Origin of the sequence: Spirillospora sp. NPDC049024 (assembly GCF_040649235.1) — a bacterium.
GTDB lineage: Bacteria > Actinomycetota > Actinomycetes > Streptosporangiales > Streptosporangiaceae > Spirillospora.
Map to the genome: position 1 here is coordinate 231,378 of NZ_JBEZFD010000003.1, position 22,909 is coordinate 254,286.

The following is a 22,909-nucleotide window of genomic DNA, read 5'->3' on the forward strand; positions in this document are numbered from 1 at the left end:
GAGGGGGACACGATGCGAGCCAGCGAAGGCGACCGGCTGATCATCCACGGGCACCACGTGGGCGACCCCGGCCGCAGGGCCGAGATCCTGGAAGTCCACGGGCACGACGGGGAGCCGCCCTACCTGGTGCGGTGGGACGACGGCCACGAGAGCACCTTCTACCCGTCCTCGGACTCCACCATCGAGCACCAGCCGGCCGAGTGGTCGAAGCACTAGGGCGGCCGGAGCGGCAGGGCGGCCGAAGCAGGAGAGCAACGGGGGGATGTCATGGACCGGACGAGGACCAGCGCCGCGCCCGAGGTGGCCGTGGAGCACCGGGGAAGCGTGCCGGAGGGCTCGACCGACTACGCGCGCTCCAAGGTGAGCGCGGTGTTCCGGCACGCGCCGGAGCCGGTGCTGTTCGCGCGCGTGAAGCTGACCATGTCGCCGGACCCTGCGGTGGAGCGCCCGGCGACGGCCCAGGCCAACCTGGACGTCAACGGCCGCCTCGTCCGGGCGCAGGTGGCGGCGCCGACCATGTCCGAGGCCGTCGACCGGCTCCATGACCGGCTGCTGAACCGGCTCGACCGGATCTCCCGGCACTGGGAGGCCCGTCGGGGCGCCTACCCGTCGAGTCCCGCGACGGGCCCGCACGAGTGGCGGCACGGCGCCGAGCCGACGCACCGGCCGGACTACTACCCGCGCCCGCCGGAGGAGCGGGAGCTGATCCGGCACAAGTCGTTCACGCTGACCGCCGAGACGCCCGACGAGGCGGCCTTCGACATGGAGGTGCTGGACTACGGGTTCCTGCTGTTCCGCGACATCGAGACGGGCGAGGACAGCGTCATCTACCCCGCCGACCACGGGTACCGGCTGGCGCAGGCGACCCCGCGGGAGCAGATGGGCGCGCCCCGCGCCGTCCCGCTGACGGTCAGCCCGCGTCCGGCGCCCAAGCTGACCGTCCGGGAGGCGATCGAGCATCTGGAGCAGGCCGGGCTCCGCTGGGTGTTCTTCCGCGACGCCGGGACGGGACGCGGCAACGTGCTCTACCACCGCTACGACGGGCACTACGGCCTGATCATCCCCGCGTAGCCCGGGAACGGCGGGGCGCCGACCCGAGCCGGCCTTTCGGTGCCCTGCGACCCCTTATCGGCCCCTCTCCAGGGCCGATTCGGTCCGCCCGTGCATTCCCTCACCAGGTGACAAGAAATCCCCCGTGTTCGGGTCTTGCGGCGCACACCACCCCTGCTTACTATCCAGTAACCAAAGTCTGAATACGGTGATGTTCGGATTTCAGTGGATTCGCACGCGGCCCACAAGGCCGGCCGAATCCGGGGGCACGGCCATGCCCGCGACCGTCGTCACCGCGCCACCGGCGCCGCGGCATGCGCGGAAGGGCCCCCGCTCGCCGCCGTGCGCGCCGGCAGGGACGCGGAAAGGTTCCGCGTCCCCGCCCGCCCGGGCGACCCACCCCCCTGGGAGAAGCAAGCATGCACGCTGCGACCACCCCTGCCCGGCCCCGCACCAGTCGGCGCCGTCGCCTGCGGAGCATCGCCGCGGCGGCCGTCCTGGCCGCCGGCGCCATCGCGCCCGCCGTCTCCGCGACCACCGCGCACGCCGCGGAACCCCTGCGCGAGGTCATGTTCGTCGGCAACAACTGGGAGGGCACCGCCGACGTCATCAAGTCCAGCGGCGACTTCGCCAAGATCGGCCGGATCAACGTCATCCCCGACAAGAGCCAGCGCCTCACCGCGATCTACCTCAACCCGATCAACCTGGCCGTCTACCTCGGCATCCGGGCGACCGCCGGCGAGGGCCACGACCAGCTCGTCGACGACCTGTACTCCACCCCCGACGGCACCGCCCTGGTCGCCTCGCGGCCCAGCTTCGGCGACGTCGTCTCCATCGACCTGGCCACCGGGAAGGTCAAGTGGCGGTTCGCCGTCTCCGGCTACCGCGCCGACCACATGTCCGTCTCCCCCGACGGCACGAGGGTCGCGGTGTCGGCCTCGCTCGGCAAGGTCGTCCACGTCCTGGACATCAACACCGGCAAGCAGCTCGGCTCGTTCGCCACCGGCGACAAGCCCCACGAGAACATCTTCACCAAGGACGGCAAGTACATCCTGAACATGTCGATCGGGAACGTCGAGACCGACCTGGACGACCCGTCCCAGGACTGGACCAAGGGCGACCGGCACATCACCATCGCCGACGCGTCCACCTTCAAGGTCGTCAAGACCATCGACATGCGCTCGCGCCTCGACGCCTTCGGCCGCAAGGACCTGTCGAACGCGATCCGGCCCGCGGTGTTCTCGCCGGACGAGTCGAAGCTGTACTTCCAGGTCTCGTTCTTCAACGGGCTCGTGGAGTACGACATGGCCACCGACAAGATCACCCGGGTCAGGACCCTGCCGAAGAACCCCGACACCAGCGACGACCGCAAGACGTTCGTCAACGACTCGCGCCACCACGGGCTCTCGATGAGCCCCGACGGGAGCAGGCTCTGCGTGGCCGGGACGATGGACGACTACGCCACCATCGTCAACCGCTCCACCCTCCAGGAAGGCCCGCTGGTCACCGCGTCCAAGCCGTACTGGGCCACCGTGAGCGGCGACGGCCGCGCCTGCGTCATCTCCGAGAGCGGCGCCGACCAGGTCACCGCGATCGACTTCGGCACCGGCCAGAAGATCACCTCCGTCCCCGTCGGCGACCACCCGCAGCGCGTCCGCGTGGCCCACATCCCCGCCGCCTGGACCGGCACCACCGGCTGACCCCCGCACGCACCGGGACGCAGGGCCGCACCCGCCCCGCGTCCCGGCCCCTCCCCTGCCGTCCCCTGCGGAGCCCCGCAGGGGACGGATCTGTTTCGCCCGGGCCGGGGTAGATCATCCAGACTTTTTTTCCGCGGTGATGTCGATTGGCATCGTGGGCTTTCGTAGCCAGAGTGAGAGGCCGGTATCGGGCCGGCCGCGTCCGACCTCCAAGGAGCCCGCCGTGAAGAAGTACCTCCTCGCCGTCCAGTTCGACGAAAGTGCGCCGTGGCCGTCCGAGAAGGAGCTCCAGGAGCAGCACGCCCGGACGGCCGGGGTCACCGAGGAGATGCAGGCCGCCGGTTCATGGGTGTTCGTCGGCGGGCTGCTGCCCTCGCACGCCACCACGGTCGTCCGGCCCGGCGCCGGCACGACCACGATGACCGACGGGCCGTTCGCCGAGACGAAGGAGCAGCTCGGCGGGTTCTGGGTGATCCAGTGCGACGACCTCGACCAGGCGCTGGCCTGGGGCGAGAAGTGCGCGCTGGCCTGCGGGTCCCCGATCGAGGTGCGCCCGTTCGAAGACGCTCAGTGGAGATGAGCACGGATGGATCTGGACGCCGTCTACCGGGCGGAGTACGGGCGGTGCGTGGCCACGCTGACGCGCTTCCTCGGCGACATCGGGCTCGCCGAGGAGGCCGTGCAGGACGCGTTCGCGGTCGCCCTCCAGAAGTGGGACGAGCCGCCGCCCAATCCGGGCGCGTGGATCGTGACCACCGCCCGCAACCGGGCGATCGACCGCCTGCGCCGCGAGTCCACCCGCGAGGCGCGCCACGCGCAGGCGCTGCTGCTGCACCAGGCCGACGAGCCGGAGGAGGTGGGGCCGGTGCGCGACGACCAGCTCCGCATGATCTTCACCTGCTGCCACCCGGCGCTGTCGCCGCTCGCGCGGACCGCGCTGACCCTGCGCCTGCTCGGCGGGCTGGAGGTGGCCGAGATCGCGCGGGCGCACCTGGTGCCGGAGGCGACCGTCGCCCAGCGGATCGTCCGCGCGAAGAAGAAGATCCGCGACGCCGGCATCCCCTACCGGGTGCCCCGCGCCGCCGAACTCCCCGACCGGCTGGACTCGGTGCTCACCGTGCTCTACCTCATCTTCAACGAGGGGTACGCGGCCACGTCGGGGGAGCTGCTGCGGACGGACCTGTGCCAGGAGGCCGTCCGGCTGGCCAGGGCGCTCGCGGAGCTGATGCCCGACGAGCCGGAGGCGGTCGGGCTGCTGGCGCTGCTCCTGCTCACCGAGGCGCGGCGGCCGGCGCGGACGGGGCCCTCGGGTGAGCTCGTGGTGCTCGCCGAGCAGGACCGGTCGCGGTGGAACCGGGAGCTGATCGCCGAGGGGCACGAGCTGGTGCGGTGGTGCCTGCGCCGCGGCCGGCCGGGGCCCTACCAGCTGCAGGCCGCCATCAACGCCGTGCACACCGACGGGCCCGCGACCGACTGGGCGCAGGTGCTGGCGCTCTACGACCAGCTGCTGCGGCACTCCCCGACCCCGGTCGTGGCGCTCAACCGCGCCGTCGCCGTCGCGGAGGTGCACGGGCCGGCGGCGGCGCTGGCCATCGTCGACGAGCTGGACCTGCCGGGCTACCACCTGCTGCCCGCCGCCCGCGCGGACCTCCTCGCCCGCCTCGGCCGCACCGCCGAAGCCGTCGCCGCCTACGACGAGGCGATCACCCTGGCCTCCAACGACACCGAACGGACCTTCCTGCGGACGCGGCGGGCGCGGCTGGCCCCGGACGGCTGAACGACGACCGGCCGGCTGGTCGGTCTACCTGGCGGTCGAGGACGGCCAGGCGCAGACCTCCGCGGATCTGGCGGTCGTGGCAGGTGGCGGGGAATTCGCAAATGTTTTCGAATCGAGCGATGAGTTTCGGTGGCGAGGGCGGTCTGATCCAACATGACGACAACGCATGAGCATGCAGGCGGCGGGTTGGCGGGCTCCGAGACCGCGGGAGGCGGGCGGACGTCCAGGACGCCCGCGGTCGTGCGGCTGCTGGTGATGGCGACGTTCGTGGTCATCCTGAACGAGACGGTCATGATCAACGCGATCCCGCGGCTGATGGCGGACATGGACGTCACCGAGCAGGCGGCGCAGTGGCTCTCCACGGCGTTCATGCTGACGATGGCCGCGGTGATCCCGGTGACGGGCTGGTTCCTGCAGCGGGTCACCACCCGCCGCGCCTACGCCACCGCGATGGGCGTCTTCCTCACCGGGACGGCGCTGGCGGCGGCCGCGCCGGCGTTCGAGGTGCTGCTGCTCGCGCGGATCGTCCAGGCGACCGGCACCGCGGTGATGATGCCGCTGCTGATGACGACGCTGATGACCGTCGTGCCGGAGCGCGACCGCGGCCGCGTGATGGGCGCCGTGACCATGGCGATCTCGGTCGCGCCGGCGATGGGCCCGGCGGTGTCCGGCCTGATCCTGCAGCTCGGCTCGTGGCGGCTGCTGTTCGCGGCGGTGCTGCCGGTCGCGGCCCTGATCACCTGGCGCGGCCTCGCGCGGCTGGAGAACGTCGGGGAGCCCCAGCCGGGGACGATCGACTGGTTCAGCGTCGCGGCCGCCGCCGCCGGGTTCGGCTCACTGGTGTACGGGCTGAGCAGGTTCGGCCAGGGATCGGCGGCCCTCCCCACGGTGATCGTCGCGGTCGGCGCGGTCACGATCGCGGTCTTCGCGGTCCGGCAGCTCCGGTTGCAGCGGCGCGACGTCCCGCTGATGGACCTGCGGGTCCTGCGGCACCCGGCCTACGCGCTCTCCCTGCTCCTGATGTCGCTCGGGTTCATGGCGATGATGGGCTCGATGATCCTGCTGCCGATCTACCTGCAGAACCTGCGCGGGCTCACGCCGCTGGAGACCGGCCTGCTGATGATGCCCGGCGGGCTCGCGATGGGGCTGCTCGGCCCGGTCGTCGGGCGGCTCTTCGACCGCTTCGGCGGGCGGATGCTGATCATCCCCGGCTCGGCGGGCATCGTGCTCGCCCTGGCCGGGTTCACCCGGATCTCGGAGACGATGCCGTACTGGCAGGTGCTCGGCCTGCACTCGCTGCTCATGGTGTCGCTGGCGGCGGCGTTCACCCCGGTGTTCACCCTCGGCCTCGGGGCGCTCCCGGCCTCCCTGTACTCGCACGGCAGCTCCATGCTGGGCACCCTCCAGCAGGTCGCCGCGGCCTTCGGCACGGCGCTGGTGGTGACCGTGATGGCCGGACGCGCCGAGAGCCGGATCGCGGACGGGGCCTCCGCCGCGCTCGCCCAGCTCGACGGGATGCGACTGGCGTTCGTCATCAGCGCCGCGCTGTCCCTGGCGATGGTCGGGGTCGCGTTCCTGCTGCCCAAGCGCGTCAAGGCCGCCGGCGAGGCGCCGCTGACGGCCGAGGAGCCGGACGCCGCCGACCGGCTCCTGGAACCCGCCGCCCACTGAACGAGCCGTGCCCGCCCAACGGGCCGACGGCGAGCCTCACGCTCGCCTCGGCCCGTTCGCGGTGCGGGCGGCGCCGGCGGGCCTCGCGGTCAGTTCCTCCCACGCGGCGGCCAGGCGTACGGTCACCTCGGTCAGCACGTCGGTGGGGAAGGTGAAGGGCAGCCGCAGGTAGCCGTCGTGCGCCCCTGACGGGTCCATGGCCGAGCCCGGGACCACCTCCACACCGTGCCGGAGTGCCAACTGGGCGAAGGTGCGCGCGTCCCGGCCCGGCAACTCGATCCACAGGGCCGCCCCACCGGACGGCGGGCGGAAGCGCCACTCGGGCAGCCGCTCGCCGAGCAGCGCCGTGAGGTGGTCGAGCCGCTGCCGCAGGACGGCGCCGCGGGCGGCGGCGATGTCCGGGAGCCGCGGGAGCAGGCGGGCGGCGAGGGCCTGCTCGATGACGGGGCTGCCGAGGTCGGCCAGCGCCTTGTGGCGGGCGAGCCTCTCGATGGTCGCGGCCGGGGCGCGCACCCAGCCGGTGCGCAGTCCGCCCCACACCGACTTGGCGAGCGAGTCCGCGGACAGGACCTCGGCGCCGCGCGGCGCGTACGCGGCGATCGGGGGCGGCCCGTCACCTCCGCCGATGTCGTAGGCGTTGTCCTCCAGGACCGGCACCCCGTGCGCGGCGGCGATCTCCGCGACCCGCCGGCGGCGCCCCTCGGACATCAGCGTGCCGGTGGGGTTGTGCACCGTCGGCATGACGTAGAGCAGGTCCGGCCGGTGCTCGGCGAACGCCCGCGCCAGCCCGTCCACGCGGACGCCGTCCTCGTCCAGCGGGACGCCGGCCAGCCGCGCGCCCGCCGCCCGGAACACGTCGAAGCAGCCGGGCCAGCCGGGGGACTCCACCACGACGACCGACCGCCGCCGCAGGTACATCTGCGCGGCCAGCGCCAGCGCCTGGGAGACCCCGGTCGTGACGAGGACCTGTTCCGGGACGGTGGGGAGGCCGGTGCGGGTCAGGTGCTCGGCCACGGCGGCGCGCAGCGCGGGAAGCCCGTTCGGGTAGTAGCCGACGTCCCGCATCAGGGCCGGCAGGTCCTCGGCCAGCAGCGCCGCCAGTTCCGCGCCCAGCTCGGGCACCGCGCCCTCCATGGCGTGGCGCAGCGAGATCACGCCGTCCGGGCCGTCGATCAGGCGCTGGAGGATCGAGGTCGCCCGGCCGCCGGGGACCCGGCCGTCCGCGCCCGGACGGGACGAGCCCGGCTGCCGGACGACGCGCGTGCCGCTCCCGCGCCGGCTCTCGACGATCCCGAGCCCGCGCAGCTTGTCGTACGCGGTCACCACGGTCGCGCGGCTGACCGCGAGGGCCCTGGCCAGCGCGCGTTCCGAGGGGAGCCGCTCGTCCGGGTCGAGCGAGCCGTCCCGCGCGGCGCGGGCGAGGGCCTCGGCGAGCCTGCGGTACAGCGGGCCCGGCCCGCTCGTCCAGTCGCCGAGGATCTCCACCAGCTCGCCGGGTTCGCGAAAACGGTCCGCCTGGGGCCCGATTGGCCCGGGTTCGCCCGCGTCCATGACGCGAGGCTAGCCGTACAGCAACTCCGATCGTGGCGGGCGCGGACGGCGGCCCGCACGGGAAGCGGGACCGGCCATGAACACCCTCCTCGCCTTCGCGGCGGCCTCCATCGCCCTCATCGTCATCCCCGGCCCGAACGGGATCTACATCATGACCCGCAGCGCCGCCCAGGGCCCCCGGGCCGGGCTCGTCTCCGCCCTCGGCGTGGAGACCGGCACCCTGGTGCACATCGCGTTCGCCGTGCTCGGCGTCTCCGCGCTGATCGCGGCCTCGCCCCTCGCCTTCAACGTCCTGAGGTTCGCGGGCGCCGGCTACCTCGTGTACCTCGCCGCGCGCGCCCTCCTGAGGCCGTCCGGCCTCGACCTCGGCGGCGGGACGAGCCCGCTCCCGCTGCGCCGGGTGTTCCGCGACGGTGTGGTGGTCAACGTCCTCAACCCCAAGGTCGCGCTGTTCTTCCTGGCCTTCCTGCCGCAGTTCGTCACCGCCGGCGCCGGGACGGCGGGCGCGCGGGCGCAGATGGTGCTGCTCGGAGCGGTCTTCTTCGTCCTGGCGCTCGCCCTGGACGCGGGCTACGCCGTGGCCGGGAGCGCCGCCCGCCGCTGGCTGGGCCGCCACTCCGGCTCGGCGCACCGCTACGGCTACGCGGTCGGCGGCGTCTACCTGGCCCTGGCCGCCTACACCGTCGCCGCCTGATCCCGTGGGGCCGGGCGCGCGTTCTGTGCCGGCGTCACAGGTAGTGGCGGAGGACCAGGTCGGCGGGGTAGGGGTCCAGGTAGGTCTGCTGGGTCAGGTAGTCGACTCCCTCGCCCATGGCGTGGTGGCGCAGCAGGGCGATGGGGACGCTGAGCGGGGCCTGCCCCTGCCGGTAGGTCTCGATGGCGTCCAGGAGGTCGTGGCGGCGGGTGTCGTCCAAGTGGTCGCTGAGCATCCCGAAGACGTGCTGGAGGGCGTTCATGTGGCGGCCCCTCCGGGGGCGGACGGCGAGCGCCGCGCTGAACGCGTGCCGGTATCCGTCCTCCAGTTCCTCGCGCGGACGGCAGCCCGCGTCCGCGACGATCCGTCCGAGCGCCTGGTAGGCGGACGGGTCGTGCGCCAGGATCTGGAGCTTGTGGCGGCTGTGGAAGGCGACCAGGTCGCGGGGCCGCCAGTCGGAGGCGAAGAGTTCGCGGAGCCGGGCGTGGGCGTAGATCCGCTCGATGAAGTGCTCGCGCAGGAGCGGGTCGCGGAGCCGGCCGTCCTCCTCCGCGGGCAGGTCCGGGAGCGCCTCGGTGACGAGGTCGGCGAACAACCCGCGGCCCCGGCGGTCCACGGGCTGGTCGTCGGTGCGCTCGCCGGGCTTGCCGGAGGCGTAGCGCGGCAGGCGGAACAGCCCGCAGGACGGCGAGCGCGACTTGAGCACGTAGCCGTCCAGCTCCTCCAGCTGGGGGATGCGGGTCTCCGCGAGGGCGGTCATCGCGGCGGTGTGGTCGGCCGTCCCGTCCCTGGTGACGACGTGCCCGTCGGTGTGGAGCCGTAGCGTGGGACGCGGCGCCCCGAGGCCGATCTCCATCTCGGGGCAGACCGGGACCCAGTCGACGTGGGGGTCCAGCACGTCGGTGAGGAACCGGTCGCGGCTGTGGCCGGCGTTGTACCGGACCGGCGCGCCCAGCAGGCAGCTCGACACCGCCAGCCTGGGGCGCGGGTAGGGGCCGCCGGAGGCGGTCATAGAAGCTCTCTCATCCGGCGCAGGCCGCGGGCCGTGCGCGCCTTGACGGTGCCCAGCGGGACGGACAGCCGGTCGGCGATCTCCGTCTGGGTCAGCTGCCCGAAATGGGCCATCACGATCGCCTGCCGCTGCGGCATGGGCAGGACCGCCAGGGCGTCCCGGACGTCGCAGGCGGTCTCCACGGACGGCGAGGCGTCGGGCGTCCGCGCGGCGGGCAGCTCGGCGTGGTCGTCCAGGGGCAGCGTCCTGCGGTAGTGGCGGGCCTCGGCGCGGAGCTGGTCGATGGCTCGCCTGCGGGCGATGGCGAGGACCCAGGGCTCCAGGGCGCGCTCCGGGTCGAAGCGGCGGCGCGACCGCCAGACCTCCAGGAAGACCAACTGGACGACGTCGTCCACGGCGTGCCGGGGCACCAGCCGGACGACGTGGCGGCGCACGAGCGGGCCGAGCACGGTGTAGCACTCCGCAAGCGCGCTCTCGTCGCCGCGTACGAGCCGCTCTCCCAGGTTCATGACCTGGGCCTTTCCCGGAGGAATCGTTTCAAAACTTGTTCATAGTCGATTCCAGAGGCGATGTCGGGCCACGAAGGGTGAAGGGGGGTGCGGGCGCGCGGCTTTCGCGGTGAATCAGGGCGCTGCGGGGCCGTTCAAAATCTCGGTGACGGCTTGGGAAAGACTCGTCACGAACCGGACGGAGTCGGGCAGCCGGTCCTGTCTCCACCCCGGGCCGCCGACCAGGAGCCGCACCATGGGGCGGGTGCCGGGGAGGCCGGCGAGCCACTCCGGGTCGCCGGTCTCGGCGGTCTGCGACCAGACGAAGACGGCGCCCGGCCCGGTGCGCCGGATCGCGGCGGCGAGGGCGTCCGGGGGCACCCGCGCGCCCAGCAGGCTCGCCGCGACCCCGGCCTGCGCCAGCGCGGCGGCCAGCGCGTACAGCGGCAGGCTGTGCTGCTCCTCCGGGGCGCAGGCGAGCACGACGGGCCGGACGTTCAGCGGGCGCTCGGGCGTCGGCACCTCCGCCAGGCAGCCGATCGCCACCGTGGACAGCAGGTGCTCGACCTCGACGCACTCACCGCCCACCGCGTGCTTGCGGCCGATGCCGGCCAGGACCGGGACCATCAGGCCGTCCCAGGCGTGCACGACCCCGCCCCGCGTGATCGCGGACCTGATGGCGTCGCCCATCGCGGGGACGTCCAGCGACATCGCCGCACGGGCCAGCCCGCGGACCTCGGCCGCGTCCGCTCCGGCGGGCGGCTCCCCGACGGGGACGCGGTTGCCGCCCGCGCCGTGCCCGCGCGGCCGGCGCGGCGCGCCGGGCGGTTCGTTCCGCGCCGCGAGGGCGGCCTCGCCCGGCGGGGCGCCCTCCAGGATCAGCCGCTGCATCGCTTCGAGCCGCGCCACGTCCTCGGGCGTGTACCGGCGGTGGCCGCCCGGGCTGCGGCCGCTCGGGCCCATGCCGTACCTGCGGTCCCACGTGCGCAGGGTGGCGGCCGCGAGACCCAGGCGCCGCGCCACCGCGCCCACGCCCAGCCCCGGCTCCCGGTCCGGCTCCCCACCCATGCTCTTCGGTCTCCCGTGCTGCTCCGACGGCACAGCGTAGACCCCACCGGCCGTGCGGTCCCCCGTGTCGTGCGGTCCCCCGTGTCGTGCGGTCTCTGTGGTCTTCGCCGGGACCGTCCCTCCCGGTTGCATCCCGAAGGTGCGCTGACCTCCGCGAACGCGGACCGCCGACCACGTGCGGACGCCGCCGGAGCGGGAAGGGTCCCGGCCATGGAGCCGACGAACGAGCAGCACCACGTCCGGGCGAGCGGCCGGTGGGCGGTCTACGGGGCCACCACCGCGGCGGTGGCGGCGGCCGCCGCGGCCGGGGGCAAGGCGGTCGACGCCGACAGCCGCTGGTACCGCGCGCTGCGGAAGCCGCCGTGGCAGCCGCCCTCCTGGGCGTTCGGGGTCGTGTGGACGCCCCTGTACGCCACCGTCGCCTGGGCGGGCGGGCGCGCACTGCTGCGGACCCGGGGCCGCCGGCGCCGCGCCCTGGCCGCGAGCCTCGGCGTCAACCTGGCGCTGAACGCGGGCTGGAACCACCTGTTCTTCGGCCGCCGCAGCCCGAGCGCGGGGGTCGCGGGCACGCTGCTGCTGGACGCCAGCAACGCCGAACTGATCCGCCGCACGGCCCGCACCGACCGCGTCGCGGCCGCCGCCCTCGTCCCGTACGCGGCGTGGTGCGCGTTCGCCACCGCGCTGAACGGCGACATCGCCTACCGCAACCGCTCGCGCCCGCGGCTCCGAAGACTCAGGTGATGGACACGTCGATCCTGCTGTTCACCCGCGACCTGCGGGTGCGCGACAACCCCGCCCTGGCCGCGGCGTGCGGGGCCGGGCGGGTCGTCCCGCTCTTCGTCTTCGACGACGCGATCCTGGACGGGCCGTTCGCCGTGCCGAACCGCGTCCGGTTCCTCCTCGACAGCCTGGACGACCTGCGGAAGTCGCTGGCCGCACGGGGCGGCGACCTGGTGGTGCGGCGCGGCGACCCGGCCGCGGAGACCGCCCGGCTGGCCCGGGAGACCGGCGCCCGCTCGCTGCACCTCGCCGACGAGCGGTCGGCGTACGCGGAACGGCGCCTCGCCCGCCTCCGCGACCTCGGACTGGACGTGTCGGCGCACCCCGGCATCACGGTCGTCCCGCCCGGCGACCTCACTCCGGCCAGCGGCGACCACTACAAGGTGTTCACCCCGTACTGGCGGGCCTGGGAGGAGGCCCGCTGGCGCCCGGCCGTGGAGGCGCCCAAGGAGATCCGGCTGCCGTCCGGTGTGGAGCCGGGCGCGCTGCCTCGGCTCGCCGACCTGGTCTCGGGCACCCCGTCCCCCGACCTCGCACCCGGCGGGGAGGGCAAGGGGCGCGAGCGCATGAAGGCGTGGCTGCGCGAGGACGCGGCGGAGTACGACCGGGTCAGAGACGACCTCGCCGCCGACCGCACGTCCCGGCTCAGCCCCTACCTGAAGTTCGGCTGCGTCTCGCCGCGGGAGCTGGCCGGGTCGGCGCCGGACGCCTTCCGGCGCCAGCTGGCCTGGCGGGACTTCCACCACCAGGTCGCCGCCGCCTTCCCCGACCTCCCGCGCCGCGACTACCGGCCGCGCGGCCGGAACTGGAAGGACGACGAGGACGCCTTCGCCGCGTGGCGCGACGGCACGACCGGCATCCCGATCGTGGACGCCGGGATGCGCCAGCTCCGCCGCGAAGGGTTCATGCACAACCGCGCCCGGCTCGTCACCGCCTCCTTCCTGACCCGCGACCTCGGCATCGACTGGCGGCTCGGCCTGGCCCACTTCAACGAGTGGCTCGCCGACGGCGACGTCGCCGACAACGCGGGGAACTGGCAGTGGGTCGCCGGGACCGGGAACAGCACCCGGCCCGACCAGGTGATGAACCCGTTCCGGCAGGCGACGCGGTTCGACCCGCGCGGCGACTACGTCCGCAGGTACGTCCCCGAGCTGGCCGGCCTCGAAGGGGCCCGCGTCCACCGCCCCTGGGCACTGGACGAGGACCGGAGGCGGGCCCTCGACTACCCGCCGCCCATCCTCGCCCCCGACGACCGATGACCCCCGCGGCGGGCGGCGAGAGCCGTCGCGCAGACGACCGAACGAGGAGACGCATGGACACCGGTGAACGCACGGAGACCGGCGAGGGGCGCCTGTGCCTCGTCACGGGAGCCACCGGCTATATCGGAGGCCGCCTGGTGCCTGAACTCCTGGACGCGGGCCACCGGGTGCGGTGCATGGCGCGCTCGGCCCGGCGGCTGCGCGACTACCCGTGGGTGGACCGGGTCGAGATCGCGGAGGCCGACGCGACCGATCCCGAGTCGACCCGGCGGGCCCTGGAGGGCGTGGACGTCGCCTACTACCTGATCCACGCGATCGGCGGCAACGGCGGCTTCGCGGAGACCGACCGCCTGGCCGCCCGCACGTTCTCGGACGCGGCGCGGGAGGCGGGGGTCGGGCGGGTGGTCTACCTCGGCGGGATGGAGCCGGAGGGGGAGCTGTCGCCGCACCTGCGGTCCCGCGCCGAGGTCGCCCGGATCCTGCTGGACGGCGGGGTGCCGACCGCGTGGCTGCGCGCCGCGGTGATCATCGGTGCGGGCTCGGCGTCGTTCGAGATGCTGCGCTACCTGACCGAGCGGCTGCCGGTGATGGTCACGCCGCGCTGGGTGCGCACCCGCATCCAGCCGATCGCGATCCACGACGTCCTGTACTACCTGGTGGCGTGCGCGGACCTGCCCCCGGACGTGAACCGGGGGTTCGACATCGGCGGCCCGGACGTGCTCACCTACGTCGAGATGATCCGCGGGTACGCGCGCGTGGCGGGGCTGAAGCCGCGGATCATCCTGCCGGTCCCGGTGCTGAGCCCGCGGCTGTCGAGCCTGTGGGTGGGCGGCATCACGCCCGTGCCCGGCGCCCTGGCGAGGCCGCTGGTGGAGTCGCTGCGCAACGAGGTGGTGTGCAGGGAGAACGACATCGCCGAGTACGTTCCGCCGCCGCCGGACGGGCCCATCGGGTTCGAGCGCTCGGTGGAGCGGGCGCTGCGCCGCGTCCGGCAGGCGGACGTCGCCACCCGCTGGTCGTCGGCGAGCACCCCCGGCGCGCCCAGCGACCCGCTGCCCACGGACCCGGACTGGGCCGGCGGCAGCCTCTACACCGACGAGCAGGTCCGCTGGACGGACGCGTCGCCGGAGCGGCTGTGGGAGGTGGTCGAGGGGATCGGCGGGGAGCGGGGCTGGTACTCCTTCCCCGTCGCCTGGCAGGCCCGGGGCGTCCTCGACCGGCTGGTGGGCGGGGTCGGGCTGCGGCGCGGCCGCCGCGACCCGCGCCGGCTGCGGATCGGGGAGACGGTGGACTTCTGGCGCGTGGAGGAGATCGAGCGGGGGCGGCTGCTGCGCCTGCGGGCCGAGATGCGGCTGCCGGGGCTGGCCTGGCTGGAGTTCCGGGTGGGGCAGGAGGGCTCCCGGACGTCCCTCACGCAGCGGGCCCTGTTCCACCCCCGGGGCCTCGCGGGGCACGCGTACTGGTGGGCGTTCCGCCCGTTCCACGACGTGATCTTCGGGGGGATGTGCACGGGCATCGTCCGCGCGGCCGGGCGCGGCCGGGCCCCGAAGCCCCACCCGGCCGTGCGCGCCCGCTGAAGCCCTTCCGGGGCACCGCGCGGGGCGATGCAACCGAGCGGCCGTCGCGTCCCGAAGAACTGTGCAGACCTGAAGAACTGCCCAGAACTCACACGGGACGGCGATGGAGAGAACAGTGCGGGGCCCGGTCGTCGTGATCGGGGCGGGCCTCGGCGGGCTGTCCGCCGCGGTCCACCTGGCGGCGCGGGGCCGCGAGGTGGTGCTGGTCGAGGCCAGGGACGTGCCGGGCGGGTGCTGCGGGACGGCGCGCGCGGCCGGGTACCGGTTCGACACCGGTCCCTCGGTGCTGACCATGCCGGAGGTGCTCGCCGAGACGTTCGGGGCGGCGGGCGCGGATCTGGAGAGCGTCCTGCCGCTGCGGCGCCTGGACCCCTTCTACCGGCTGGCCTTCCATGACGGGTCCCGGCTGGACGTGGTGGGCGGTGCCGAGCGGATGGCCGCCAACGTCCGGGAGCTGTGCGGGCCGGCCGAGGCGGCGCGGTACCTGAGGTTCCGGCGGCGCCTCGGGGAGATGTTCGAGGCGGAGTGGTCGTCGTTCATCGACGCGGACATGACCCGGCTGCGCGGCATGGCACGCCCCTACGCGCTGCTCAAGCTGGCGGCCGCGGGCGGTTTCCGGCGCCTTGACCGCTTCGTCGCGAGCCGGCTCACGGACGAGCGGCTCGTCCGGGCGCACACCTTCCAGGCGCTCTACGTGGGGCTGCCTCCGCACAAGGCTCTGGCGATCTACGCGGTCGTCGCGCACATGGACACCGTCGGCGGCGTCTACTTCCCGGCGCGCGGCGGCATGCACGCCGTGCCGCAGGCGCTCGCGGCCGTCGCGGAGAAGGCCGGGGCGTCGATCCGCTACGGCGTCCGCGCCGAGCGGGTCGAGACCGGCGCGGACGGGGTGACGGGGGTCCGGCTGGACACCGGCGAGCGGCTCCCGGCGAGCAGCGTCGTCGTCGCGTGCGACCTGCCGCGGGCGCACGCCGGGCTGCTGCCCGAGGCGGCCGGCGACTGGCGGCTGCGCAGGCCGCGGTACTCGCCGTCCTGCCTGGTCATGCATTTCGGGCTGGACCGGCGGCTGCCCGGCCAGGCCCACCACACCCTGCACTTCGGCCGCGAGTGGGGCACCGTGTTCGCCGCCCTGGCGGCCGGACGGCCGCAGCCCGACCCGAGCCTGCTCGTGACCTGCCCCGAGTCCGACGACACCGCGGCGCCCGCCGGGCACTCGACGCTGAGCGTCCTGGAGCCCGCGCCCAACACGGCGGGCGGAGCCGACTGGGACCGCCTGGCCCCGCGGCTCGAAGACCGCCTGCTGCGCCGCCTGGCCGCCCTCGGCTACGGCGACCTGTCGGCGGTGCCCGGGGCGACCTTCGACCCGCCGGCGTGGGCGCGCCTCGGCCACTCGGCCGGCACGCCCTTCGCCCTCGACCACCGCTTCCGGCAGACGGCGTGGTTCCGCCCGTCGGGCCGGAGCCGCCGCGTCCCGGGACTGCACTTCGCCGGGATGTACACCGCGCCCGGCGTGGGGGTCCCGCCGGCGCTGATCTCCGGGCGGCTGGCCGCCGCCCGGATCCTGGAGGGCGCCCGATGACGCTGACCGCGAGCTACGAGCACTGCCGCCGCCTCAACGCCCGGCACGGGCGCTCCTTCTACCTGGCGACGCTGCTGCTGCCGGCGTGGAAACGCAGGCACGTCCACGCGCTGTACGGGTTCGCCCGCCACGTGGACGACATCGTCGACGAGTACAAGGGCACCGGCGAGGAGGGGCGGGCCGCGGCGCTGGACCAGGTCAAGGAGCGCCTCGACGCCGCGCTGGCCGGCGAGTCCGTCCGGGACCCGGTGCTGCCCGCGTTCGTGCACACCGTGCGGTCCTTCGACGTCGAGCGCGCGGACGTCGACGCGTTCCTGGAGTCGATGCGCGCCGACCTGACCGTCACCCGGTACGCGACCTACGACGACCTGCTGGCCTACATGGAGGGCTCGGCCGCCGCCATCGGCCTGATGATGCTGCCGGTCCTGGAGACCCTGCCCGGCGCCGCGCGGTCCGCGCGCGAGCCCGCCCGGGAGCTGGGCCGCGCGTTCCAGCTGACCAACTTCATCCGCGACGTGGCCGAGGACCTGGACCGCGGCCGCGTCTACCTCCCGATGAACGACCTGAAGAGGTTCGGCGTGACCGAGGACGACCTGTCCTCCGGCAGGTGCACCCCCGGCGTCCGCGAGCTGGTCGCCTTCGAGGCCGACCGGGCGCGGGAGCACTACGGCCGCGCGCTGGAGGGCGTGAAGCTGCTGGTGCCGTCCTCGCGGCCCTGCATCCGCGCCGCGCACGAGCTGTACGGCGGCATCCTGGACGAGATCGCCGCGGCCGGCCACGACGTGCTGACCGCGCGGGCCCGCGTCCCCCGCCGCCGCCGCGCCGTCATCTACGCGCGGCACCTGGTGGCGGCGTCGGCCGCGGGCCGGGCCGAGCGGCGCGTCCCCGCCGGGATGGTCTGACATGGGGGAATCGGGCGGGACGGCCGGGCGGGCGGCCCCGTCTCGGCGGGTCGTGCTGGACGCGATGGGCGGCGACCACGGGTCCGCCGAGACGGTGCCGGGCGCGCTGGCGGCGCGCCGCGAGCACGGGGTGCCCGTCCTCCTCGTGGGGCGGGCCGACGAGATCGACGAGGAGCTGCGGCGGCACGGCGGCGCGGGCGAGGTGGAGGTGCAGCACGCCGACGACGTGGTCCCCATGGCGGACCGGGGGTCGAGCGCCGCCTTCCAGTCGAAGTCGAGCCTGATGGTGGGCTGCGAGCTGGCCCGGCGCGAGGGGGCGGCGTTCGTGTCGGCCGGGTCCACCGGCGCGGTGGTGTCCTGCGCGGTCCGCGCCTTCGGGCGGCGCGAGGGCGTGCTGCGCCCGGCGCTCGCCGTGGCCCTGCCGACCACGTCGGGCTTCACAGTCCTGGTCGACGCGGGCGGGACCGCCGACCCCACGGCGGAGATGGTGGCCCAGTTCGCGTCGCTCGGCACCGAGTACGCGCGGGGCGTCCTGGGCGTCTCCGATCCGTCGGTGGGCCTGCTGTCCATCGGGGCGGAGCCGGGCAAGGGAAACCGGCTCGTCCGCGACGCGGCGCTGCTGCTGCCGGAGATGCCGGTGCGCTTCCACGGCAACGTCGAGGGGCACGACGTGCTGGCCGGCACCGTGGACGTCGTCGTGACGGACGGGTTCACCGGGAACGTCGTGCTGAAGAACATCGAGGGGTGCGTCCGCACGACCCTCGGCCTCGTCGCCCGCGCCGGGGGCGCCGACCCCGGGCCGCTGGAGGAGGTCGCACGGCTGTACGCGGCCGACACCCACGGAGGCGCCGCGCTGCTCGGCCTGACCGGGACGGTCGTCGTCGCGCACGGTTCGTCGGGCGCTGCGGCCGTCGCGCGCGCCTGCGTGGTGGCGCGGGACCTGGCGGCGCCATCCCGGGAAGCGCCCTCTTTCGCCAGGTCGGATGCGGCCGGGGCGCCTGCCGTCGTGGACGGTCAGCGGGCGCCGGGGGCGGTGCCGTGAGCGGCCTCGTCCCGGCCCACGGGGCGCAGCGGGTCGCGGCCGTCCCACCCGCCCTGGCTCCCGAACGGGACGAAGCGGGCGAAGAGCTCCTCGCTGTACCAGCCTTCGCGGCGGACCCGCTCGATCACCGCGCGGTGGGCGCCCCCTTGGTAGGCGTAGCGGCGGACGGCCGCCTCGTCCTCCCACAGCGAGAACGTCGCCTGCCGGGCGAGCGGCCACTCCCCGATCCCGACCGCGTCGAGGCAGCCGTCCTGCTCGCGCAGCAGGCGGTCCGCGTCCGGGACGGAGCGGTAGAACGCCACCAGCCGTCCCGGCCGGATCGACGCCCTGGTCAGCACGGCCACCGGCCCGCGCGGCGCAGGCGGCGCCGCCGCCCCGGCGAGGGGGTCGGCTCCTCCCCAGCCGCCGTGGGAGGCCAGCGGCGCGAGCCGCACGTGCCAGGACTCCTCGGCCTCGTCCCGCCAGCGCGCCGCGATCGGCGAGCCCGCGAGGAAGCGCTCCAGCGCCGGTTCGCCGTCCCACACCGCGAACAGGGCCCAGCGGCGCAGGTCGGCGCCGAGGCCCGTGGACCGGCCCCGCCCCGTCCCCAGCAGCCGCCAGAACCGCAGGCCGCCGGTGCCGCGCAGGACCGGACGGTCGAACGCCATGTGCCGCATGGCGTCCAGTCCCGGATACCTGATGAGGTGGAACGAGGCGATGATTCCCGTGCTCGTGGCGGTCATCGGCGGCTACCTGCTCGGCTCGGTGCCGGTCGCGGTGCTCGTCGGGCGGGCCCACGGACTCGATCCGCGCGACGCCGGTGACCGCAACCCCGGCTTCTGGAACGTCAAGGAGCAGCTCGGGCGGCGGGCCGCCGTGCCCGTCTTCGCGGGCGACATGCTCAAGGGGACGGCGGCCGGGCTCGTCGGCCTGCTGGTGAGCGGGGCCGAGACGGGCCGGTTCGGCTCGGTGGCCGGGGCGAGCGTCCTGCCGGTGTACGCGGCGGTGGGCGCGGCGATGATCGGCCACGCCTGGCCGGTGTTCGCCGGCCGCCGGGGCGGACGCTCGATCCTCACCTTCGCGGGCGGGTTCGCGGTGATCTGCCCGGCGGCGTTCGCGCTCGGCCTCGTCCTGCTCTTCGCGGGGACCTTCGCCTTCTCGTTCGCGTGGGGCTCCCGCCTGGCGGTGTTCTCGCTGCCGGTGCTGCAGTTGTTCTTCGCGCCGGTCGAGCAGGTCGCCGGGACCGGGGTGCTCATGTGCCTCATCGGGCTGCGGTTCGGACAGGCGGCGCTGGCCGGCCGGCGGGCCTGATCACCGCCGGGCCGCGTCCGCGGCCGTGGTCCCGGCCGTAGGCCCTGCCGCGCCAGGAACGCGCCGGCAGCAGCGCCGACCACGTGAGCCGCACGGCCGTCGCGACGTCCAGCAGCGGGGACGCCGCGAGGCCGGGGCCCGGCTGCACGTAACTGTCGCGCAGCGCCGCCACGAGCAGGAGCCGCTGCGCCAGCAGGCCGAGGTCGAGCGGGGTGGTCCGTCCGGCCGCGAGCCGCAGGACGGGAAGCGCGGCGGTCAGCCAGACCACGGCCAGGTCGCCCGCCAGCCGTCTGGCCGGGGTCACGTCCCGCAGCGCGATGGACCGGCCCCACTCGCGCCACACGTTCGCGGCGGAGGTGTGCATGTCCACCTCCAGGAGCGGGCCGGCGTCCACGAACGCGACCCGCCACCCGTCGCGGGCGAGCAGCCGTCCGAGCGCCACGTCGTCGGTGAGATGGTGCCTGACGCGCGCGAACCCGTCGGCCTCGGCCATCCGCGCCTTGCGGAACGCCATGCACTGGCCGTTGACGAGCAGCCGCTCCACGGCGGCATCCCGCCGGACGGGGCCTCTCGGGCCGATCGGGCTGCTCGGCCCGATCGGTCCGAAGCGGTAGACGAGCGTGGCCAGCAGCGAGGCGTGCAGCGCCTGCTCCAGAGCGCCGCCGCAGATGAACCGGGGTCCCGCGCTCACCAGGTCGTGGGAGCCCAGCAGCGCCGCAAGCTCCGCGCAGAGGCCCTCCCTGGGACGCGTGTCGGCGTCCAGCAGGACCACGATCGGGCCCTTCGCGGCCTGCACGCCCTGGTGCAGCGCCCACTGCTTGCCGACCCACCCGTCCGGCAGCGGCGCGCCCGTGACGACGGTGGCGCCGAGCCGCTCGGCCAGCCGCGCGGTGCCGTCGCGGGACTCGTCGTCCACGACGATGACCTCGCCCACCGCCGGGTCGGACAACAGCGGCGTCAGGCAGTCCTCGATGCGGGACTCCTCGTCGCGGGCGGGGACGACCACCGACACCCGGTCCGGCGGCGGTCCGGACAGGCCCGGCCGCAGCGGCGCGGGACGGCGGCGCCCCCGGGCGAGCCGCGCGGCGACGACCGCGGCGGCGGCCGCCTGGAGCACGGTGAGCGGCCGCATCACGTTTCCGCCCGTTCCCGGGACGCGCCGCCGAAGTCCTCGTCGACGAGGGAGGCGACGATCCGCCCGCCCATCGCGACGAGCGGGAGGCCGCCGCCCGGATGCGCCGACCCGCCCACCAGGTAGAGCCCGCGCCGCGGGCCGCGGTTGCCCGGCCTGCGGAACGGCGCGAAACGCCCCTGGTAGGCGGTGCCGTAGATGGCCCCGCCCCAGGCGCCGTACCGGTCGCGCAGGTCGGCGGGCGTGAACATCTCCACGAACCGGAGCCGCCCGGAGAGGTCGTGCCCGCGCTTCGCCAGCCGCTCCAGCACCAGGTCCCGGTAGGACTCGCGGGACATCGGCCACCGGCCGGGATCGCGCGCCGGGACGTTCACCAGCATCACCCAGTTCTCCGCGCCGCCCGGGGCCTGCGTCGGGTCGTCCACCGCCGAGCAGCCGATGTAGACGGTCGGGTCCTCCGGCGGCACCCTCCGCCCGAAGATGTCGTCGAACTCCCGCCGGTAGTCCGCCGAGAACACGACGGAATGGTGCGGGAGCCCCTCCGTCCGGCCCTCGACTCCCGCGAGCAGGAGCAGCGCCGACGACGAAAGGCCGAGCCCGGCGAGCCTGCGCAGCCGGCGCCGGTCGGGCAGCAGCCAGCCGTACAGCGCGGCGGCGTCGGCGTTGACGACCACGGCGTCCGCCCGCACCCGCTCCCCCGACGCCAGGACCACGCCCGAAACCGCCGAACGGTCGGCGGTCACCTCCGCCACCTCGGTTCCCGTGCGCACCTCGACGCCCGCCCCGGTCAGCAGCCGGGCGAGGGCGTCGGCGATCCGCGGCAGCCCGCCCGCCACGTACCAGCCGCCGTCCCCGTGCTCGATGGCCGGGACGCAGCCGAGGGCGGCCGGCGCCCGGTACGGGCTCGACCCCGCGTAGGTCGCGTACCGGTCGACGTACTGGCGGAGCCGCGGGTCGTCGAAGAAGCGCCGCGCCACCCCGTCCAGCGTCCGGCCCGGCGCGACCGCGAACAGGTCGCCGAACCCGGGCCGTTCGGGGGGCCGGCCCAGCGGACCGGCGAAGAACGTCCGCCGCGAGGCCGCGAGGCACTTCTCCGCCCATCCGTAGAAGGACCGCCAGGCCGCTCCCTGCCCAGGACTGAGGCTCTCGACCTCCTTCTCCATGAGGCCGGGGCTGCGGAACGCGCGCAGGCGCGACCCGTCGGCGAAGTGGTAGCGGCACAACTCGTCCAACTCCACCAGCGGGACGTCCGCCCCGAGTTCCCGGAACAGGTGCGGCATGGTCAGCAGGGACGGGCCGAGCGAGAACGCGAACCCGTCCCGCTCGTACTCCGCCAGCTTCCCGCCGAGCCGGGGCAGCCTCTCGTAGAGGCGGACACCGTGGCCGCCGCGCGCCAGCCGCAACGCGGCGACCATCCCGCCGACCCCGCCGCCGACCACGATCACTTCCGCCATGCGCGCCTCCACGCCGGGACGGCGAACGCCCCCATCGCCACACCGCCCGCCACCGCGACCAGCGGATCCCGGGGCTCGAACACCGCCGCGAACGCCAGCGTCTCCATCGCCGCCATCACCGTGTAGAGCGTGACGAGCCCCGGGGACGGGCCGGACTCCCTGGACGGTCCCGGTACCCGGTACCGGCCGGGGGCGTGGAACGGGACGGCGCTGTCCTCCCGTCCCACGATCAGGTCGATCACCAGCATGACCAGCAGGGACACCGCCAGCCATCCGGCGAAGTTGCTGAGCGGCACGCCCCGGTACGGGCCGCCGTCCGCCCACGTCCACAGCCCGAGCCGGAGCATCTGCGGGTCCAGGAACAGGTCCCAGGCCGTCAGCGCCACGGCCCCCGCCGCCCACCGCACGAACCCGTGCTCCGGCGCGATCGCGGACGCGACGGCGTGCGCGGCCAACCCCATGCCGCCCCACGCCAAGGCCACGATGACGGGGACGCCGCCCGCCTGCGGCCGCAGCACCGACGTGTAGGAGTACTGCCCGAACGGCAGGCCCGTCCGGATTCCCACCCATTCGGCCGCGTACCCGATGGCCACCGCGGCGGCGAACGCCCCCGCCGCGCGGACGGGGCCGTGCCGGGCGGCGAGGAACGCCACCGCGCTCGCCGCCAGCAGCACCACGACCACGCCGGTCAGCCGGATCGGCTCAGGTCTCAGCCCGGACGCGACCTGGGCCACCACCATCGCGCCCAGCAGCCCGGCGCCGACCAGTCCGAGAGGGCTCGACGCGGGGACGTCCCAGGCGAGCCGCTTTCTGCGCACAAATCCCACACGACCACTTCGGAGGGAGGCGGCTCAGCGGATGCATCGGCGCCGGGCTTTCGCGG

General features: G+C 74.9%; 22 protein-coding genes. 14 read left to right on the plus strand and 8 right to left on the minus strand.

From position 1 onward, the window contains the following. Window positions 1–12 precede the first annotated feature (12 nt). From AB0C21_RS06640 to AB0C21_RS06665, 6 genes are all read left to right on the plus strand, one after another. Window positions 13–216, plus strand: a complete 204-nt coding sequence (locus tag AB0C21_RS06640; protein WP_149259927.1) for a DUF1918 domain-containing protein — start codon at window positions 13–15, stop codon at window positions 214–216. Window positions 217–267: 51 nt separating this feature from the next. Further along, window positions 268–1,071: a ribosome hibernation promotion factor gene (locus AB0C21_RS06645; RefSeq protein WP_500203051.1), complete on the plus strand. Its 804-nt coding sequence runs from the start codon at window positions 268–270 to the stop codon at window positions 1,069–1,071. 398 nt (window positions 1,072–1,469) lie between these two features. Continuing rightward, window positions 1,470–2,750 (plus strand): YncE family protein, encoded by a 1,281-nt coding sequence (locus tag AB0C21_RS06650; protein ID WP_500203052.1) that lies wholly within the window; start codon window positions 1,470–1,472, stop codon window positions 2,748–2,750. Window positions 2,751–2,973: 223 nt separating this feature from the next. After that, window positions 2,974–3,330, plus strand: a complete 357-nt coding sequence (locus tag AB0C21_RS06655; protein WP_500203053.1) for a YciI family protein — start codon at window positions 2,974–2,976, stop codon at window positions 3,328–3,330. A gap of 6 nt (window positions 3,331–3,336) precedes the next feature. Further along, window positions 3,337–4,527: an RNA polymerase sigma factor gene (locus tag AB0C21_RS06660; protein WP_500203054.1), complete on the plus strand. Its 1,191-nt coding sequence runs from the start codon at window positions 3,337–3,339 to the stop codon at window positions 4,525–4,527. 153 nt (window positions 4,528–4,680) lie between these two features. Continuing rightward, window positions 4,681–6,198, plus strand: coding sequence for an MDR family MFS transporter (locus AB0C21_RS06665; RefSeq protein ID WP_500203055.1), 1,518 nt, complete (start codon window positions 4,681–4,683; stop codon window positions 6,196–6,198). A gap of 36 nt (window positions 6,199–6,234) precedes the next feature. Here AB0C21_RS06665 and AB0C21_RS06670 read toward each other — a convergent pair whose 3' ends face one another. Continuing rightward, window positions 6,235–7,749 carry an aminotransferase-like domain-containing protein gene (locus AB0C21_RS06670; protein ID WP_500203056.1) on the minus strand — a complete coding sequence of 505 codons (1,515 nt, stop codon included), beginning with the start codon at window positions 7,747–7,749 and terminating at the stop codon, window positions 6,235–6,237. 76 nt (window positions 7,750–7,825) lie between these two features. Here AB0C21_RS06670 and AB0C21_RS06675 point away from each other — a divergent pair, with 76 nt between their 5' ends. Further along, window positions 7,826–8,443, plus strand: coding sequence for a LysE family translocator (locus AB0C21_RS06675; RefSeq protein WP_500203057.1), 618 nt, complete (start codon window positions 7,826–7,828; stop codon window positions 8,441–8,443). Window positions 8,444–8,477: 34 nt separating this feature from the next. Here the strand turns inward: AB0C21_RS06675 and AB0C21_RS06680 are convergent, their stop codons facing one another. The 3 genes from AB0C21_RS06680 to AB0C21_RS06690 all read right to left on the minus strand — a co-directional run bounded on the left by AB0C21_RS06680 (window position 8,478) and on the right by AB0C21_RS06690 (window position 11,011). After that, window positions 8,478–9,455, minus strand: a complete 978-nt coding sequence (locus tag AB0C21_RS06680) for a YbgA family protein (protein WP_500203058.1) — start codon at window positions 9,453–9,455, stop codon at window positions 8,478–8,480. After that, a complete protein-coding gene (locus AB0C21_RS06685) occupies window positions 9,452–9,964 on the minus strand; it encodes an RNA polymerase sigma factor (protein WP_500203059.1) in 513 nt (170 codons plus the stop codon). Before AB0C21_RS06685 ends, AB0C21_RS06680 begins: the two co-directional genes overlap by 4 nt. Before the next feature lie 114 nt (window positions 9,965–10,078). Then, on the minus strand, window positions 10,079–11,011 hold the full coding sequence (locus tag AB0C21_RS06690; protein ID WP_500203060.1) for a MerR family transcriptional regulator: 933 nt from the start codon (window positions 11,009–11,011) through the stop codon (window positions 10,079–10,081). 210 nt (window positions 11,012–11,221) lie between these two features. Here AB0C21_RS06690 and AB0C21_RS06695 point away from each other — a divergent pair, with 210 nt between their 5' ends. The 6 genes from AB0C21_RS06695 to AB0C21_RS06720 all read left to right on the plus strand — a co-directional run bounded on the left by AB0C21_RS06695 (window position 11,222) and on the right by AB0C21_RS06720 (window position 18,150). Beyond that, a complete protein-coding gene (locus AB0C21_RS06695) occupies window positions 11,222–11,752 on the plus strand; it encodes a TspO/MBR family protein (RefSeq protein ID WP_500203061.1) in 531 nt (176 codons plus the stop codon). Further along, on the plus strand, window positions 11,752–13,050 hold the full coding sequence (locus AB0C21_RS06700) for a cryptochrome/photolyase family protein (protein WP_500203062.1): 1,299 nt from the start codon (window positions 11,752–11,754) through the stop codon (window positions 13,048–13,050). Before AB0C21_RS06695 ends, AB0C21_RS06700 begins: the two co-directional genes overlap by 1 nt. A gap of 53 nt (window positions 13,051–13,103) precedes the next feature. Further along, window positions 13,104–14,627 carry an SDR family oxidoreductase gene (locus AB0C21_RS06705; protein WP_500203063.1) on the plus strand — a complete coding sequence of 508 codons (1,524 nt, stop codon included), beginning with the start codon at window positions 13,104–13,106 and terminating at the stop codon, window positions 14,625–14,627. A gap of 103 nt (window positions 14,628–14,730) precedes the next feature. After that, on the plus strand, window positions 14,731–16,206 hold the full coding sequence (locus tag AB0C21_RS06710) for a phytoene desaturase family protein (RefSeq protein ID WP_500203064.1): 1,476 nt from the start codon (window positions 14,731–14,733) through the stop codon (window positions 16,204–16,206). Beyond that, a complete protein-coding gene (locus AB0C21_RS06715; protein ID WP_500203065.1) occupies window positions 16,203–17,108 on the plus strand; it encodes a phytoene/squalene synthase family protein in 906 nt (301 codons plus the stop codon). Before AB0C21_RS06710 ends, AB0C21_RS06715 begins: the two co-directional genes overlap by 4 nt. 1 nt (window position 17,109) lies before the next feature. Further along, window positions 17,110–18,150, plus strand: a complete 1,041-nt coding sequence (locus AB0C21_RS06720) for a phosphate acyltransferase (RefSeq protein ID WP_500203066.1) — start codon at window positions 17,110–17,112, stop codon at window positions 18,148–18,150. Here the strand turns inward: AB0C21_RS06720 and AB0C21_RS06725 are convergent. After that, window positions 18,123–18,872: a spheroidene monooxygenase gene (locus tag AB0C21_RS06725; protein ID WP_500203067.1), complete on the minus strand. Its 750-nt coding sequence runs from the start codon at window positions 18,870–18,872 to the stop codon at window positions 18,123–18,125. The genes AB0C21_RS06720 and AB0C21_RS06725 overlap by 28 nt on opposite strands. Between AB0C21_RS06725 and AB0C21_RS06730 the strand changes: the two genes are divergently transcribed. Continuing rightward, on the plus strand, window positions 18,847–19,440 hold the full coding sequence (locus tag AB0C21_RS06730) for a glycerol-3-phosphate acyltransferase (RefSeq protein WP_500203068.1): 594 nt from the start codon (window positions 18,847–18,849) through the stop codon (window positions 19,438–19,440). The two genes, AB0C21_RS06725 and AB0C21_RS06730, sit on opposite strands and share 26 nt — an antisense overlap. Here AB0C21_RS06730 and AB0C21_RS06735 read toward each other — a convergent pair. From AB0C21_RS06735 to AB0C21_RS06745, 3 genes are read right to left on the minus strand one after another with little or no spacing between them, the layout of a single operon-like run. Continuing rightward, complete coding sequence (locus AB0C21_RS06735; RefSeq protein ID WP_500203069.1) at window positions 19,391–20,572, minus strand: glycosyltransferase family 2 protein; 1,182 nt, start codon at window positions 20,570–20,572, stop codon at window positions 19,391–19,393. The genes AB0C21_RS06730 and AB0C21_RS06735 overlap by 50 nt on opposite strands. Then, window positions 20,572–22,026, minus strand: a complete 1,455-nt coding sequence (locus AB0C21_RS06740) for a phytoene desaturase family protein (RefSeq protein WP_500203070.1) — start codon at window positions 22,024–22,026, stop codon at window positions 20,572–20,574. Before AB0C21_RS06740 ends, AB0C21_RS06735 begins: the two co-directional genes overlap by 1 nt. Next, the gene (locus tag AB0C21_RS06745) at window positions 22,014–22,844 is read right to left on the minus strand and encodes a carotenoid biosynthesis protein (RefSeq protein ID WP_500203071.1); all 831 of its coding nucleotides are present in this window, start codon (window positions 22,842–22,844) and stop codon (window positions 22,014–22,016) included. Before AB0C21_RS06745 ends, AB0C21_RS06740 begins: the two co-directional genes overlap by 13 nt. Window positions 22,845–22,909 lie beyond the last annotated feature (65 nt).

Bases quoted from the DNA above. Each gene is read 5' to 3' on its own strand.
- AB0C21_RS06730 (WP_500203068.1), top strand. From the start codon at position 18,847: ATGATTCCCGTGCTCGTGGCGGTCATCGGCGGCTACCTGCTCGGCTCG.
- AB0C21_RS06740 (WP_500203070.1), bottom strand. From the start codon at position 22,026: ATGGCGGAAGTGATCGTGGTCGGCGGCGGGGTCGGCGGGATGGTCGCC.
- AB0C21_RS06735 (WP_500203069.1), bottom strand. From the start codon at position 20,572: ATGCGGCCGCTCACCGTGCTCCAGGCGGCCGCCGCCGCGGTCGTCGCC.
- AB0C21_RS06705 (WP_500203063.1), top strand. From the start codon at position 13,104: ATGGACACCGGTGAACGCACGGAGACCGGCGAGGGGCGCCTGTGCCTC.
- AB0C21_RS06640 (WP_149259927.1), top strand. From the start codon at position 13: ATGCGAGCCAGCGAAGGCGACCGGCTGATCATCCACGGGCACCACGTG.
- AB0C21_RS06645 (WP_500203051.1), top strand. From the start codon at position 268: ATGGACCGGACGAGGACCAGCGCCGCGCCCGAGGTGGCCGTGGAGCAC.
- AB0C21_RS06715 (WP_500203065.1), top strand. From the start codon at position 16,203: ATGACGCTGACCGCGAGCTACGAGCACTGCCGCCGCCTCAACGCCCGG.
- AB0C21_RS06690 (WP_500203060.1), bottom strand. From the start codon at position 11,011: ATGGGTGGGGAGCCGGACCGGGAGCCGGGGCTGGGCGTGGGCGCGGTG.
- AB0C21_RS06725 (WP_500203067.1), bottom strand. From the start codon at position 18,872: ATGACCGCCACGAGCACGGGAATCATCGCCTCGTTCCACCTCATCAGG.
- AB0C21_RS06685 (WP_500203059.1), bottom strand. From the start codon at position 9,964: ATGAACCTGGGAGAGCGGCTCGTACGCGGCGACGAGAGCGCGCTTGCG.
- AB0C21_RS06670 (WP_500203056.1), bottom strand. From the start codon at position 7,749: ATGGACGCGGGCGAACCCGGGCCAATCGGGCCCCAGGCGGACCGTTTT.
- AB0C21_RS06665 (WP_500203055.1), top strand. From the start codon at position 4,681: ATGACGACAACGCATGAGCATGCAGGCGGCGGGTTGGCGGGCTCCGAG.
- AB0C21_RS06700 (WP_500203062.1), top strand. From the start codon at position 11,752: ATGGACACGTCGATCCTGCTGTTCACCCGCGACCTGCGGGTGCGCGAC.
- AB0C21_RS06680 (WP_500203058.1), bottom strand. From the start codon at position 9,455: ATGACCGCCTCCGGCGGCCCCTACCCGCGCCCCAGGCTGGCGGTGTCG.
- AB0C21_RS06650 (WP_500203052.1), top strand. From the start codon at position 1,470: ATGCACGCTGCGACCACCCCTGCCCGGCCCCGCACCAGTCGGCGCCGT.
- AB0C21_RS06720 (WP_500203066.1), top strand. From the start codon at position 17,110: ATGGGGGAATCGGGCGGGACGGCCGGGCGGGCGGCCCCGTCTCGGCGG.
- AB0C21_RS06710 (WP_500203064.1), top strand. From the start codon at position 14,731: ATGGAGAGAACAGTGCGGGGCCCGGTCGTCGTGATCGGGGCGGGCCTC.
- AB0C21_RS06675 (WP_500203057.1), top strand. From the start codon at position 7,826: ATGAACACCCTCCTCGCCTTCGCGGCGGCCTCCATCGCCCTCATCGTC.
- AB0C21_RS06695 (WP_500203061.1), top strand. From the start codon at position 11,222: ATGGAGCCGACGAACGAGCAGCACCACGTCCGGGCGAGCGGCCGGTGG.
- AB0C21_RS06660 (WP_500203054.1), top strand. From the start codon at position 3,337: ATGGATCTGGACGCCGTCTACCGGGCGGAGTACGGGCGGTGCGTGGCC.